The sequence below is a fragment of the Maribacter thermophilus genome, from assembly GCF_001020565.1.
Classification (GTDB): Bacteria; Bacteroidota; Bacteroidia; order Flavobacteriales; family Flavobacteriaceae; genus Maribacter; species Maribacter thermophilus.
This window is the reverse complement of sequence record NZ_LDAS01000001.1, coordinates 881,107-895,448: the sequence shown is the minus strand read 5'-3', so window position 1 is coordinate 895,448 and position 14,342 is coordinate 881,107. Positions and strand designations below refer to the sequence as shown.

The following is a 14,342-nucleotide window of genomic DNA, read 5'->3' as shown; positions in this document are numbered from 1 at the left end:
TTCGTTTTTATAAACTATTATCTGGGTATAGGCCATTGTACAGTTCGTTAAAGAGGTGTACGGACCAAAAATAACGTTCGGGCTGATTGCCTAGAATAAGTTCCATTTCTTCATTTTCTTTAGAAAAGTAGACCAAGTAGTCTTTCTGATACGATTTATAATAAAACATATCCAGCCCCACCTTTATACCAAGCATAGGCAATATCTCCTGTTTAAGGTTTTCTTGATTTATATGGCGCACATGGTACACAAAGGGTTTTGCGGGAAAGGGGTGCTCGTCATCATAAGAAGAAGAACTAAAACGCATGTCGCTTACAATTTGACGTAATTTTTTATAGTCAATCTGTGGGAAATAAAACATTGTGTTCTCGATACTGGTCAAGGTTCGTTCTCATAGCATCTGTAAGGGGTCATCGGGTTTTAGAAGCAGGGTGTCGTTTGTGCTGTTATTTAAAAAATAGTCACGGGTATTCAGTAGTTTTGATTTATAATGGATATAAAGTTGTTCCGGGGCTGAATCGTTCCACAAAAAAGAGCATTCTTCATCGGGGTTGTTTATTGCTATCAAGTAATTTTGTGTTTTTTTGCCAAAAAGACGTTTAAGGATATTTCTATGTTCATCTTTTTTCTCTCTAAGAATCTCTACATATTCTTCCAGATTATTGTAAAGCCAGTAAGTGGTGCGGTTCTGTAACAAGTCGCTGTTCAATATCTTAAAAAAGTTCTTGGAATTTATGGAGCGGTCTGTAAAACAAACAGGGGTTTCGGGTCTTTTTTTCTCGTATAGCAAAGGGAGCAGTTCAAAAGCATCCTTTATAGGTATGCTGGGGTCTGCAAAAGTATCGGAAACCTTAAAATAAGAATTGTTCAAACATAGTTTTTGTAATTCTTTAAGGTCGTTGAATGCTACTGGCAAGAACACCAAGTTATCGCCGTCGATATCGATAATCAAAACCTTTTGTTGGTGTTTTTCAAATAGCCCATTAAGGAAATTATAACTCGCTACTTCGTCGGTTTCGAGTTCTTCGTTGGTGTGGTCATAGGGAACTTCAATGTGATGGAAAAATTTATAAATGTCCAAAGCATCATACATATCAAAACAATAGTCGTTCACATAAATCAACTCCAATTCGTCTAGTTTATCGATGATGAAAAGGGTGATTCTGTCTTGAGGTGTTAGTTTTTTCTCAGGATACAGCTTTTCGAAGTCAACTTTTTTCCTATGATAGAAAACAGCTTCCAGTTCGTCTTTTAATTCGGGGTTAAAATGTGATTTAAAAAGTAGTTCACAGATGCGTGTTAATGTGTTTAACGACTGTTCTTTGAGGTTCATACGAGTAGGTGTTGTTACTTTGAACCACAAAAATGCTATATAGGCCGAGAGGATTTATCCCTATTTTCAGGGAAATATCATTTTGTGACGGGGAAGAATAAACGGATAGGTGCTGCCCGTACATCTAAGGTTTAAGGATGTTTTAGGCAAGGCGGATGCCCAGCAGTATATTTTTATGAATTTGAATAAGTGCTATGTGATGGAGACACGGCGTGTCAGTGCCTTACAAGGAAGCGCGAAAAGGACAAAAATCACCTAGACCCTCATGTAGGGTATGATGGTTATTCTATGGCAGAAGGGCAGTGGTGGAGGAAACCCGAGTATCACCCGGCGTTGTCAACCCTTAACGATCGGGGCGTATTTGTCCCAGTTGGCGGCAATGGCCCAAAGGTTGATGACGAACATGACCAAGGGTATTACAATGCCCGCCATGTCGTGTACCAGGTGGTGGACCATGATACCAACCATTACGGGGAGGATGACCAAGGCTCCCAAGGCACGGGTCTTGGGGATGGCGATCAAGGCGCCCCCGACAATTTCGACAAGGGCCACCAGTGGAAAAATCCACTTTACGGCCATAAACCCGTTCATCACCTGCATCATCGCTTCCGATACCTCGGGCATGGGCATATAGTTAAGGAATTTGTTCAATCCGGCATTGATCATCATTAGTCCGAATAAGACACACAATACGGTAAGTACTTTGCTTTTCATGGTTCTGTTATTAGGGTTGGAATATTTATAAAGTTAATCATTATGGCTTATAAAAACAATGGTTTTCTTTTGATAACCAGTTGTTTATGTAAGATTGTATTTGACCCGTAAAGACCTAAGGAAAACAGGGGTTGCCTATGGGTAAATGGAGCGTTTTCGAATGGCAGGCCCTTTTTTTGCCTTTGTTTGGCTGTTGTCATTAATCCAGGGAATGCAATTATGCCCCTTTCCAATTTTTGGGATTGTCGGCAATGTAATTTGATATGCGCTGATACGATTTGTGGTTGCGAATAATATGGTCATGAAAACGGGGTTGCCATGCAAATGCAGAATCTATTTGACGTGCATTTTTGGTTACACCAATTTTAAAACCACGGACAATAGATGCCAGATTTTTGGATTGTGGACCAAATTTGTTTTGGGTTGATGGCGGGGTATCCGTGGGGCGTAGGGATGCAAAATTTTGCGTCCCCCCGATACCATCATTCGATTTGGCAATTTCAATGATTCCATGGACGTGATCGGGCATAATAACGTGGTTGTGCAACACCACAAATGGAAAATGTCGGGGTATTTCCAACCAAAATTTGTCCGCCATTTTCCCGATATCGGACAAAATCATTTTTCCGTTGGATATATCCCCAAAAAAACAATACCTGTTTTTACAACAAATGGTGACAAAATACAGGGCGTTGGCCCCGTAATCCCAATGCGATAATCTGGTGGATGCAATGCGGTATTTATTTTGGTATTTTTTTTTCATTAGACCCACTTATATGGAGACGCATATGGAGACGCAAAGTTTTGCGTCTTTACCCTATTTTGTATTTGTATATTGATAAAAAGCCAACAGCAACACCCCAAAGGGTTTTCTACCCATCCAAATTAACAATTCCATGGCTGTTATAGGCCGTTCGTATATAAATCCTATCAACAGATTAATCAACATAAATCCTTAAGCCTAAGTTATATGGGGTTTTATTTAAGGCCTATTCTTGTTATTTACTTCCCCAGGGTTGGAAAAAAACATTTCCCTTAGTAATTTCATTCCCGTTTTAAAATTGATACCCATGAAGATCACACATTACGGCCACAATTGCCTGGCCATAGAAATAGGAAACAAGAACATTATCGTAGATCCCTTTGTTACCGATAACGACATCGCGAAGGACAAGGTGGACATTATGCAGCTAAAGGCCGACTATATTTTCCTTACCCACGCCCATTACGACCATACCCTCGATGCCGAGGCCATTGCCAAGAATACGGGCGCTACCATTGTCAGCAATTTTGAGATCTATAGCCACTACGCCGAAAAGGGACTCAATGCCATGCCCATGAACCTCGGTGGTGTACGAGAATTTGATTTCGGAAGGGTAAAATACGTGACCGCCCTACACAGTAGCAGCTTTGCCGATGGCAGCTATGGCGGCAATCCTGGTGGCTTTGTCTTTACCCATGGAGATAAGAGCATTTACGTGGCGGGCGATACGGCCTTGACCATGGATATGAAACTGATCCCCATGCAGACCAAGATCAACCTGGCCGTTCTACCGGTAGGCGACGTGGTGACCATGGGCGTCGACGATGCCATTATCGCCAGCGACTTTGTGGAATGCAACCGGGTTATGGGCGTACATTACGATTCTTTTCCCTTTATTAAAATAGACCACGAAGCGGCCAAGGAAAAGTTTAAAAAGGCCGGAAAGGAACTGCTGTTGCTCGAAGTAGGGGAGTCCGTCTCCATTTAAACAGGATATTGATCGTTTACAAGGCCTGGAAACCGCTATTTTCAGGCTTTTTTATTTTGTAATGGACCTGATCTGTGTCCTCGTTTTAGGCACATTCGTTTGCATTATACTGTAAATGTATAACTTACATAACTTAAAATACAGTACGATGCAAAAACTTGTGTATTATGTGGCCGTTTCCTTGGACGGATTTATCTGTGGGGCGGATAGCGATATCAGCGGCTTTGTAAGCGAAGGAAGCGGGGTGGTCAAATACATGGCGGACCTACAGCAATACGAGACCACCATCATGGGCAGGAATACTTATGAGTTTGGCTATGCCTACGGATTACAGCCCGGGCAACCTGCCTATGCGCATATGGACCACTATATATTTTCCAAGACCTTAAAATTTGACAATACGCACGAGAAGGTTCATGTGGTTCCCGATTATGATGAGGATACCATCCACAAATTGAAAGAAAGTTCGAAAACCGATATTTATGTATGTGGGGGCGGCGTTTTTGCGGGATGGCTCTTTGACAAACAACTGATCGATGTACTAAAGGTAAAGGTCAATCCCTTGATCCTGGGTAAAGGGGTCCGTCTTTTTGGGGAATCGACACAAGGCTGCCAATTGGAACTTGTGGAAACCGAATCGCACGATAGCGGCCTACAGCTTAACAGCTATGTCATAAAATATTCCTAATCATATAATATCGAAAGGATAAAAAAAAGCCCAAGAACATGTGTTCTTGGGCTTTTTCCTTAGGTAACATAAGTGTTTACACCTTTACCACCATCTTCCCTTTGTTTTTTCCGTCGAACAGGTCGATAAAGGCCTGGGGCGTATTTTCAAAACCTTCGACAATCGTCTCTTCGTAGGTTAATTTACCCTCTTGCAGCCATTGGGCCAATTGGCCGATCGCCTGTGGGAACTTATCGGCATAGTTAGAAACGATAAAGCCTTGCATCAGAGCACTGTTTTTGACCAAAAACGGCTGTACCGCCAGTCCCTTGGGCGCTTCGGTATCGTTGTAGACCGATATGGCCCCACAAATGATAATACGGGCAAACTTGTTGATGCTGAACAATACGGCATCGGAAATGGGTCCGCCTACATTGTCAAAATAGATATCCACCCCTTCGGGTGCCGCTTTTTCGATGGCGGCCTTCATATCGTCGGTGGTCTTATAGTTGATGGCGTGGTCGAAACCGAATTTCTCGATCAGCATTTCGGTCTTTTCATCGCTACCGGCAATACCGATAACGGTGAGTCCCAAAATTTTTCCGATCTGTCCTACGACACTGCCTACCGCACCGGCAGCCCCCGAAACAACCAAGGTTTCCCCGGCCTTGGGCTTGCCAATTTCATGGAGTCCCAAGTAGGCGGTAAGGCCTGTCATACCAACAACGCCCAAATAAGCACTTAGAGGTGCCTTGTCCTTCGATACTTTTTGTAGGCCCTTGCCATCGCTTACCTGTTGGGTCTTCCATTCCAGCATTCCCGATACAAAATCCCCTTCCTTAAAATCGGTGTTTTTTGAAGCGATTACTTCCGCGACCACTCCAGAGCTTATGGGTTGTCCTACCTCAAATGGGGGAATATAGGATTTGGCGTCGCTCATACGCCCTCTTAAATAGGGATCTACCGAAATGTATTTGGCCTCCAAAAGCAGTTCGCCATCTGAAAGGGTAGGGGCCACCGAGGTTTCCTGAAATTCAAAATCTTCCAAGGTGGGCCTGCCTACAGGCCTTTTCTTTAATATGATTGTCTTGTTCATCTTTATCTTCTTAATCGATTACAGTAACAAGGTCTTCCTTGCTCCTTCTTACTTTTACCAAGTTCACCAACCAATCCTCATCGGCATTTCTATATCCTACGGGCAATAGCACGCAGCTGCGCAGCCCTTTTTCCCTCAAACCTAGGATTTCGTCGACCGCATCGGGGTCGAAACCTTCCATCGGGGTAGTATCGACACCTTCAAAAGCTGCGGCGGTAAGGGCTTCGGTAAAGGCGATGTAGGCCTGTCGGGCCGCATGCTGAAAGTTTACCTCGGGGTCGCGCTGTGGGTATATGCCCAACAATTGCTTTCTGTAGTTTTCCCAGCCCTCGTTCTTAAACCCTCGAATCTCGTTGGTAAGGTCAAACATTTGATTGATGCGCTCTTTGGTATAGTTGTCCCACGCGGCAAATACCAAGAGGTGCGAACAATCGGTCACTACGGACTGGTTCCAGGCCACGGCCTTGATTTTTTCCTTTATTTCCGGATTGGTAACCACCATGATCTCAAAAGGTTGTAGGCCACTTGAGGTCGGGGCAAGGCGTGCCGCTTCTAAAATACGGTCCACTTTCTCTTGGGGTACTTTTTCTCCGTTCATCGCCTTGGCGGCATATCTCCAATTCAATTTATCCAGTAATTCCATTTTATGAAAATTTGCTATTTATTATTTATATTGATGTTTATAATTTAATACTGTTCCAGGCGGCCAGATAGGCCGACTCCAATTCTTTCTTTCCCATTTTGAACACGCCCCTTTGCTGCATCAGCATTAAGAAAGATAACGGGTTGACGGTATAGGCATACAGTACATAATCCGATAGGGGTTTGATGATGCCTTCATCCTTACCGCGTTTCCACAAATCCAGCAAGGGCTGCAAGTGCTTGATGCCTTCTTGCCGTATGGGCTCGTCGATCATGGGGGTATTGTCGCATTGGGCCAAAAACATGGCTTCTTGGCACTTGTGGAGCTTAAACTCCGCAATGCGCTTCCAAATCACCTCAAAGCCTTGTTCTACCGGCATTTTGGGATCGTAGGTTTCAAAAGCATAGGCTGTAAAAACGGACTTTACATCTAGGTACACCTGGTTTACAAGATCTTGTTTGTTTTCGAAATACAGGTAAATGGTACCAGGCGATACGTTAGCCATTTTGGCTATTTTGGACATGGGTGCGGCGTGAAAACCGTTATTGTTCACTAACTCAATGGTCGCTTGTACCAAGGCACTCCGTTTGTCTATACATTTTTGAAGTTTGGCCATTGTCTTTGATTATACCACAAAGGTATGTCAAAAAATGAATGAACGTTCATTTTTTAACAAACTTTAATAATACATACTCGTGTGTACCTCATAAATGAATAGGGCATAAGCCTTTAATTATATACAAATTATACCAATGTACTCCACAAAAAAATATAAGTAGATGTTAAGCCGTACACACATTACGGGTAAGCATACGATACTCGCCCTGGTTTTTAAATTCGCGAATGGAAAGTCCCACATAGCGCTTAAAGGTTTTACTTAGGTGGCTTACATCGGTAAAACCGAGCTCGTCTGCAATTTCGCCCAGGGTATAATCGCTGTTCAACAGGCGTATCTCCACCAATTTCAAGCGGGCCTTTATAATGTATTCACGTAGCGACATGTGTACCTGTTTCTTAAAATATTCGCTAACGTAGGTGGGCGACATGGAAAATTGGTCCGATAAGGACTCTATCTTAAGTTTTTCGGGGTCGCTTATATTTTCATTGAGGTATTGCAATATGCGTACGATACGGTCGTCGGTCTGGTTTTCTATCGATTCAAAATAGATGGTTTTCTTGATATTGCGCATCAAAATCTCCAAAATACCGGTGAGCAGACTTGTAATAAGTCCGTTGAAAGAGTCGGTCTGGTTTCGTGACTCTTGCAGTATCATATCTATCAGACGCTCCATATGCTGGCGATCTACCTCCGACTTTATAATACTACCGGGCAGCTGATTGTAGTTCGAGAGAATATAGGAAGCCTCGTTGAACCAGGCCTTTCTATCTATGGCAGATCTACCTACTTGCTTAAAAAAAGTATCAGAAAACTTTAAGAAAACGAATGTGCTCGGTTCCTGTATCGTAAATGAGTGACATTTTAGTGGGGGATGCAAAAATATATCACCCTGGGCATAGGCATGTTCATTATAATTGATACACTGTTTGCCCTGGCCTTTCCTGACCCATACTAGTTCAAAAAAATTATTCTTCACGGGGCGTTTCTTCCACTCATTCAGTGTCAATTCTTGTATTTCAAAAGGTTTATAAGCTTCTATTACCTCCATTTTAGGGAAATTTAGGACCAAATCTACACCATAATCGCCTATAATCCCTTAAAAAAGACGTACAAACCTTTATTTGTACATAAATACCCATTTTTTTTACCACAAACATCCTGGGTGGCAGGCCTACATTTGCACCACAATTATCAATCTTATACTAAAAAACATACAAATGAATTTAAAAGAAATTTTAAACTGGAGATACACAACTAAGGAATACGATGCAACCAAAAAAATATCTGAAGCAGATATGGCCGAGGTCAAAAACTTGCTAAGAATGAGTCCTTCAAGTGTAAACCTACAACCTTGGCACTTTATAGTTGCTGAAACTACCGAAGGTAAAGCACGCATTGCAAAAGGAACACAAGGTTTTTTTAGTTTTAACGAACCTAAAGTAACCAATGCTTCAGCTGTAGTTTTATTTTGTGTAAAAACAGATGCAGATGATGCATATTACCAACATATTGCAGATACCGAAGATAAAGACGGAAGATTTCCCAACGAGGATATAAAAAACGGTTTCTTAGGTGCCGTGAAAACATTTGCAGGTATTCATAAATACGATTTAAAGGACCTTCAACATTGGATGGAAAAGCAAGTCTACCTTAACATAGGAAGCTTTTTATTGGGCGTGGCCAGTTTAGGAATCGATGCTACCCCCATGGAAGGTATTGATGTAAAAGCTTTAGATGAAGAATTCGGATTAAGGGAAAAAGGATACACATCTTTAGTCGCTGTGTCTTTAGGATATCATGCTGAGTCAGATTTCAACTCCACGGAGAAAACCCCAAAATCCAGATTACCAGAAAGCGAAATTTTCACTGTAATATAAATACGACTATTTTTAAATATATAGACATGAAAAAAAATATCCTAATCGCAATAGCATTAGTTGCTGGTATTTTTGCAAACGCACAAACACCAACGACAGACGATATTAAGTCTAAAAACGAAGTTGTAACCGCAGGCCAAGTAGAATGGGGATGGCTAAATCCCTTACGAGGCGATAAGAGTCCGGCTGCGGGTAAACTATGGGGCGACCGTACCAAAAACGAACCCGCAGGATTTTTGGTGAAATTCAAAAAAGGATTTTCATCGCCACCTCATATTCACAACATAACGTATCGTGGAGTAGTCATTAAGGGGCTATTGCACAACGATGATGAAAGTGCCGAAAAACAATGGTTGCCAGCAGGTTCGTATTGGCAACAACCAGCAGGTGAAGCCCACATTACTGCTGCTGACGGAGAAGATAACTTAGCATTTTTAGACATTCAAGAAGGTCCGTATTTAGTAAAACCGACTTCAGAAGCTTTTGACAATGGGGAACGCCCCGTGAATGTAGATCAATCGAATATGGTTTGGTTACATGCCGACGATATTGAATGGGTGGCAGATAAGAGCAATGTAGAAACCGCCTTTTTATGGGGAAGCCATGAAGCTAATCAGCTACGGGCAACACTTATAAAATTGCCGGCAGGTTTCAAGGGAAGAATCAAAAACTTAAGCCCCAATTTTAGGGCGGTGGTTATCTCTGGTAAGGTAACCCACCAATTTTCTAAAAAGGATGCTGAAAATGCCTTAGAACCAGGTTCTTATTTCGGTGCCGAGGAAGATGCAGAGCCTTTGTTGGGTACAGATACAGAAACGGTTATTTACATCCGCTCTAATGGGGATTTTGAAGTGAAATAAACCATAAGAATTGTTATGAAAAGGAAAGAAGGGGAAGACAAGTAGGTATTTCCCCTTTTTTATTTTAATTTTTAAGCAATGGCAAGAACTATTTTAGAGAACATCGTTATACAACAATACAAAGACCAAACTTTCTTTTCGTTTTGTGAGTATACCAACATTCGTTTTTTTGAAATCCTATATTTCGAGAAGGGTAGTGGCAGTATCAAAATAAATGGAAAAACCGTTAGTTATTCGCCCGACAGTGTTTTTGTATTTATCCCGGATGATATTTACATCGTAGAAGCGAAGACCGCTACAAGTACCATTGCCATTAAATTCTTAAAGAGTTTTTTTAGAAATACCAGTGCGGTAAACCAAGAACTTCCTGTGAACGATTGGTTTCGTAAAATCGAAGAAATCTTGAACAGCGAAAGCCATCAATTACGAGAAATGCAGTTTGAAACGGCTTCGGATAGGGCGCATCTTATATCGCTTACAAATATGGTCGCTACCGAGTATTTAAATAAATCATCCCATGATATTTTTATCATTCAAAATTCATTGTCTGTAATTCTGCATTTAATTGCACGTAATATTCAGTATTTAAACGCGTCTGAAGTAAAGGAAGTTAAGTCCTCCAAAATTCAGCAAATCATCAATTACATTCATTCCAACATTTATAATCCTGATCTGTTGACGACCAAAAGTTTGGCCAATGAGTTTCATATGGCCGATAATTACATTAGTGAGTACTTCAAAAAACATACGGATGTATCGCTCAAAAAATACATCATCAATTACAAATTGAAGTTGGTAGAGACACGTTTAAAGTACACCGATGCACAAGATTCGGAAATTGCTATCGATCTTGGGTTTACCGATTCTAGCCATTTGAACAAGATCTTTAAAACCTACCGTGGCATCAGTTTAAGTGCATTTAAGGCCAATCTGGCCTAAGTCATTGCCAGAAACCTTATTTTTTACCAATACCGCTGGTTTTTCTACCAAAATAAAGCTTGGGTGCCCGGGTAACTTTGCATTGTCTTAATTGAACTATAGAAAATAAAAATAGAGATTGATATGAAAGCAATGTTTTTGAACAGTTACGGAGAAAATGCAACGTTTACGGCAACTGAAATTGAAAAACCAGCAGTAAAAGCAAATCACGTATTGGTAAAAATAGCGGCATCTAGCGTAAATACGATAGACACTATGATTAAGAATATGGGCTCCGATTTGCCCTTGTCTCCTGCTACACCAGCCTTATTGGGAATGGATTTCTCAGGAACTGTGGAGTCGGTTGGCGATGGGGTAGAAGGTTTTAAGGTAGGCGATGAAGTGTACGGTTGTGCCGGCGGATTAGCCGATTTACCAGGAACCTTAACGGAATATATTGTAGCGGACAGTAAGCTTGTAGCGCACAAACCAAAAGGCTTAACTATGCGCGAAACTGCAGCCTTGCCATTGGTGGCCATTACAGCATACGAAGGATTAACAAGGGCAGGCGTAAAAGAAGGACAAAAAGTATTGGTACACGGTGGTTCCGGTGGTGTTGGTCACTTAGCGGTACAATTGGCAAAGTATTTTGGAGCAGAAGTTTTTGCTACAGGTACAGGTGATAATCAAAAAGCTATTGTTGAAAAATTTGGAGCAACTTTTATCGATTTTAAAACTGAAAAAGTAGCCGATTATACTGCAAAATATACCGATGGTGGTTTTGATGTGGTTTTTGATACCGTGGGTGGCGCAAACCTTACCAATTCCATTGAGGCGGTTGCCTTAAACGGACACATTTCCACTACGGTTTCCTTATGCGAATTAGACTTAACGCCGCTTCACTTTAAAGGTGCCTCATTGCATGTTGTATTTATGTTGATACCCATGTTGCACAACTTTAAAAGAGACGTTCACGGTAATATTTTAGAGCGTTTAGCTGAAATTTCCAACGAAGGATATTTAACTCCAATAGTAGATGAAAACAAGTTTTCGTTAGAACAGGTGGGTGATGCTTATGCCCATTTACAAAGCGGAAAAGCTATTGGCAAAATAGTAGTTGAGAACTAAAAGCAAATAAGGATTTGCAATGTATCCTTATGGTTGATTGGTTGTGTTAAATACCTCTTCTTAGAGGCATTTTTCTTTGAGGGATATCAAAACCTTATTTTTTACCAAAACAACCCTTTTTACTACCAAAGGCAAGCAGCTCTTCGTGCTTAATTTTGTTATAGATAAAAACAATAGCAGTAGCTATTCTTAAAAATAGATATTATGAAAACAATGGAACATACAAATGCACTTGCAGAAGCTCGTGATCTAGAAGTACCATCAAGAGAGTTATCATTAAGACGCGATCCATCGGTTTCAAAATTTTGGAATGACAACCGTAAATTGTTAGAAACTGCTTGGGTACAATGGGAACAGGAAAACAAAGACAATTTACTATTGCCAGATGAATCTTTGCTAGACCCAAAATTGAGAAAAGTCATTAACGATGCTTGGGAAAACCCGGAAAAAGAAGCTGCTGTTGCCGATTTATGGGAAGAAATTATTCCTGGAGTTTATGAAACGCAATTTTTCGATTTAGAGCGTTTGGCAGATTTTAGAAAGTATTTAGAGGATGCCGTAAATTCAGGAATTCCAAAACGTGCACCTTACGGTATTCAATTAAATCGTTACGGGATGATGTTAGATCCTCGTTCCGAAGGTCACTTTGCGGCACCAAGTTTCCAAGCATTTTATAACGCTATTATGGACCGTTATATGCGTCCGATTTCTCGACTTTTATTAGGGACTTATGGCTATGACAATCAAACTTTCGGATTTTCAATACAGTACAATCCGGATAAGGACAAGGATTTACACGCACATACCGATGCTTCATCGGCAACCTTAAATATCAATACCAATTTACCTGATGAAAAATTTACAGGTTCGGTAGTAGATTTTTATGATAAAGCTTCTGGTAAAACGGTACAAACCAAGTTTCAACCTGGCAAAGCTATTATCCACAGAGGCAATGTACCACACGCAACACATCCAATAGAAAGTGGGCAACGCAGTAATTTAGTAGTTTGGTTATACGGAGACCGTATGCAAATTCCACGTGGCAGTACCAGTAGTTACGGAAACATCAGTAGCAATACCATTAAAGATGTCGCTCTGGAAAATGTAACGGCTCGTCAACGGTGGAGTTTACCTGATGGTCCTAAAGATACCGTTGCACCGTTTTAAAAAAACATAAGAAACTGGCAACATTGGTGTTGCCAGTTTTCATCAACACTAAAAAAACACCATGAAACATATATTAATAACAGGAAGTACGGACGGCATAGGCAAATTATTGGCCTTGCGTTTAGCCAAAGAAGGGCACTTTATAGCCATTCACGGTAGAAGTGATGTAAAATTAGCCGCTACAATAAAAGAAATAAAAGAGCAATCTAACAATGAAAACATACTGGGCTTTTTAGCGGATTTTTCGGACTTAAATTCTGTAAAAAAAATGGCTGCGGAAGTTGCCGAAAAGATGCCGATAATTGATGTATTGGTCAACAATGCAGGTGTTTTGATGGCAAACGGCAAAAGCACTAGTACCGATATACGATTTTTGGTAAATTACTTTGCACCTTATATATTAACCAACGGATTATTATCCAATATAAAGGCATCGGCCGCACCGCGTATCGTAAATTTAAGCTCCGCTGCACAGACAAGCATCAATATACAGGCGTTAGGGGGAAAAACAGGTTTGGGTGCCAACGAAGCTTACGCGCAAAGCAAACTGGCACTGACCATGTGGAGTTTTTACTTGGCGGAACAAGAACCTTCGATTACCGTAGTGGCCGTAAATCCGGGTTCTTTATTAAATACCAAAATGGCCAACGAAGCCTACGGGCAGCATTGGTCTCCTGCAGAAAAGGGAGTTGACATTTTATACGATTTAAGTATGACCGACCTGGCCCAAACAGGACAGTATTTTGATAACGACAAAGGTTCATATGCACCGGCACATTCTGATGGCTATAGTACCGAAAAAATAAATGAACTGATTACGTTGACAAAAACGCTCGTTTCTGATTAACTTGTGGCAATAATTCTTTATTGATGTTATTTGGAAGCGGGACGTTATCGAACCATTTTTTCTGGCACCGTAAAGAAAAACCGTTGTTTAAATGGATAACATCCTAACCTTCTGTATTACAGTGTTCACGGGCTTTTTCGCCATAATGAACCCGCTTTCGAATATGCCCATTTTCTTGTCGTTGGTGGGAGGGGCCGATCGCAAGACCCAGCACAACATTAGTAAAAAGGCCACTTTTACGGCCTTTGTTATCGTTACCCTCTTTCTGGTACTGGGCAAGTTTATATTCCTTCTTTTTGGAATTACCATACCCGCCTTTAAAATTGCCGGGGGAATCTTGGTTTTCTTTGTGGGCTTCGATATGCTTCAGTCCAAAAAATCGAATGTAAAACATTTAAAGGAAACCCATATTGATGAGGATATCGCCATTTCACCCCTCGCCATTCCCATTTTGGCTGGACCCGGTACCATTGTTACCGGCATGAACTTTGTTTCGAATGCAGGTTATCTGAAAATTGGCATCGTCATATGCATATTCGGACTCCTGTGCTGGATGACCTATTTCACTTTTATGCTCAGCGAAATGTTCATTAAAAAAATCGGTCACAACGTTATATCCGTTATCGGAAAAATCATGGGATTGATCATTGCGATCATAGGCACCGATATGGTCATACAGGGAATTAAAATTTCATTTGCCCTTACAAACTAAATAGACTTTT

The 14,342-nt window shown here is 41.1% G+C and carries 17 protein-coding genes; 9 read left to right on the top strand and 8 right to left on the bottom strand.

All coding sequences use genetic code 11. From position 1 onward, the window contains the following. Window positions 1-7 precede the first annotated feature (7 nt). The 4 genes from AB657_RS03895 to AB657_RS03880 all read right to left on the bottom strand — a co-directional run bounded on the left by AB657_RS03895 (window position 8) and on the right by AB657_RS03880 (window position 2,810). Complete coding sequence (locus tag AB657_RS03895; protein ID WP_157491567.1) at window positions 8-307, bottom strand: hypothetical protein; 300 nt, start codon at window positions 305-307, stop codon at window positions 8-10. A gap of 84 nt (window positions 308-391) precedes the next feature. After that, on the bottom strand, window positions 392-1,333 hold the full coding sequence (locus AB657_RS03890) for a hypothetical protein (protein ID WP_047245291.1): 942 nt from the start codon (window positions 1,331-1,333) through the stop codon (window positions 392-394). A 336-nt stretch (window positions 1,334-1,669) separates the two neighbouring features. Then, complete coding sequence (locus AB657_RS03885) at window positions 1,670-2,047, bottom strand: DoxX family membrane protein (protein ID WP_047245290.1); 378 nt, start codon at window positions 2,045-2,047, stop codon at window positions 1,670-1,672. Between the two features lie 217 nt (window positions 2,048-2,264). Continuing rightward, window positions 2,265-2,810, bottom strand: coding sequence for a transposase (locus tag AB657_RS03880; protein WP_047245289.1), 546 nt, complete (start codon window positions 2,808-2,810; stop codon window positions 2,265-2,267). A 307-nt stretch (window positions 2,811-3,117) separates the two neighbouring features. Between AB657_RS03880 and AB657_RS03875 the strand changes: the two genes are divergently transcribed. After that, entirely contained in the window at window positions 3,118-3,798 is a 681-nt protein-coding gene (locus AB657_RS03875; protein ID WP_047247792.1) for a metal-dependent hydrolase, read from the top strand. 148 nt (window positions 3,799-3,946) lie between these two features. Next, complete coding sequence (locus AB657_RS03870; protein WP_047247791.1) at window positions 3,947-4,486, top strand: dihydrofolate reductase family protein; 540 nt, start codon at window positions 3,947-3,949, stop codon at window positions 4,484-4,486. A 76-nt stretch (window positions 4,487-4,562) separates the two neighbouring features. Here AB657_RS03870 and AB657_RS03865 read toward each other — a convergent pair whose 3' ends face one another. The 4 genes from AB657_RS03865 to AB657_RS03850 form a co-directional block, all read right to left on the bottom strand. Next, window positions 4,563-5,561, bottom strand: coding sequence for an NADP-dependent oxidoreductase (locus AB657_RS03865; protein WP_047245288.1), 999 nt, complete (start codon window positions 5,559-5,561; stop codon window positions 4,563-4,565). A gap of 10 nt (window positions 5,562-5,571) precedes the next feature. Further along, window positions 5,572-6,204, bottom strand: a complete 633-nt coding sequence (locus AB657_RS03860) for an NAD(P)H-dependent oxidoreductase (RefSeq protein ID WP_047245287.1) — start codon at window positions 6,202-6,204, stop codon at window positions 5,572-5,574. Between the two features lie 37 nt (window positions 6,205-6,241). Further along, window positions 6,242-6,820: a TetR/AcrR family transcriptional regulator gene (locus AB657_RS03855; protein ID WP_047245286.1), complete on the bottom strand. Its 579-nt coding sequence runs from the start codon at window positions 6,818-6,820 to the stop codon at window positions 6,242-6,244. Window positions 6,821-6,986: 166 nt separating this feature from the next. Then, complete coding sequence (locus AB657_RS03850; protein ID WP_047245285.1) at window positions 6,987-7,871, bottom strand: AraC family transcriptional regulator; 885 nt, start codon at window positions 7,869-7,871, stop codon at window positions 6,987-6,989. A gap of 169 nt (window positions 7,872-8,040) precedes the next feature. Here AB657_RS03850 and AB657_RS03845 point away from each other — a divergent pair, with 169 nt between their 5' ends. The 7 genes from AB657_RS03845 to AB657_RS03815 all read left to right on the top strand — a co-directional run bounded on the left by AB657_RS03845 (window position 8,041) and on the right by AB657_RS03815 (window position 14,332). Beyond that, on the top strand, window positions 8,041-8,700 hold the full coding sequence (locus AB657_RS03845) for an oxygen-insensitive NAD(P)H-dependent nitroreductase NfsB (RefSeq protein WP_047247790.1): 660 nt from the start codon (window positions 8,041-8,043) through the stop codon (window positions 8,698-8,700). A gap of 26 nt (window positions 8,701-8,726) precedes the next feature. Beyond that, window positions 8,727-9,560: a DUF4437 domain-containing protein gene (locus AB657_RS03840; RefSeq protein ID WP_052958616.1), complete on the top strand. Its 834-nt coding sequence runs from the start codon at window positions 8,727-8,729 to the stop codon at window positions 9,558-9,560. Between the two features lie 78 nt (window positions 9,561-9,638). After that, window positions 9,639-10,499: an AraC family transcriptional regulator gene (locus AB657_RS03835; RefSeq protein ID WP_047245284.1), complete on the top strand. Its 861-nt coding sequence runs from the start codon at window positions 9,639-9,641 to the stop codon at window positions 10,497-10,499. 123 nt (window positions 10,500-10,622) lie between these two features. Beyond that, complete coding sequence (locus tag AB657_RS03830; RefSeq protein ID WP_047245283.1) at window positions 10,623-11,606, top strand: zinc-dependent alcohol dehydrogenase family protein; 984 nt, start codon at window positions 10,623-10,625, stop codon at window positions 11,604-11,606. A gap of 204 nt (window positions 11,607-11,810) precedes the next feature. Continuing rightward, on the top strand, window positions 11,811-12,773 hold the full coding sequence (locus AB657_RS03825; protein WP_047245282.1) for a hypothetical protein: 963 nt from the start codon (window positions 11,811-11,813) through the stop codon (window positions 12,771-12,773). 61 nt (window positions 12,774-12,834) lie between these two features. Beyond that, the gene (locus AB657_RS03820) at window positions 12,835-13,620 is read left to right on the top strand and encodes an SDR family NAD(P)-dependent oxidoreductase (protein ID WP_047245281.1); all 786 of its coding nucleotides are present in this window, start codon (window positions 12,835-12,837) and stop codon (window positions 13,618-13,620) included. 91 nt (window positions 13,621-13,711) lie between these two features. Further along, the gene (locus AB657_RS03815; RefSeq protein ID WP_047245280.1) at window positions 13,712-14,332 is read left to right on the top strand and encodes a MarC family protein; all 621 of its coding nucleotides are present in this window, start codon (window positions 13,712-13,714) and stop codon (window positions 14,330-14,332) included. The last annotated feature ends 10 nt before the right edge of the window (window positions 14,333-14,342 follow it).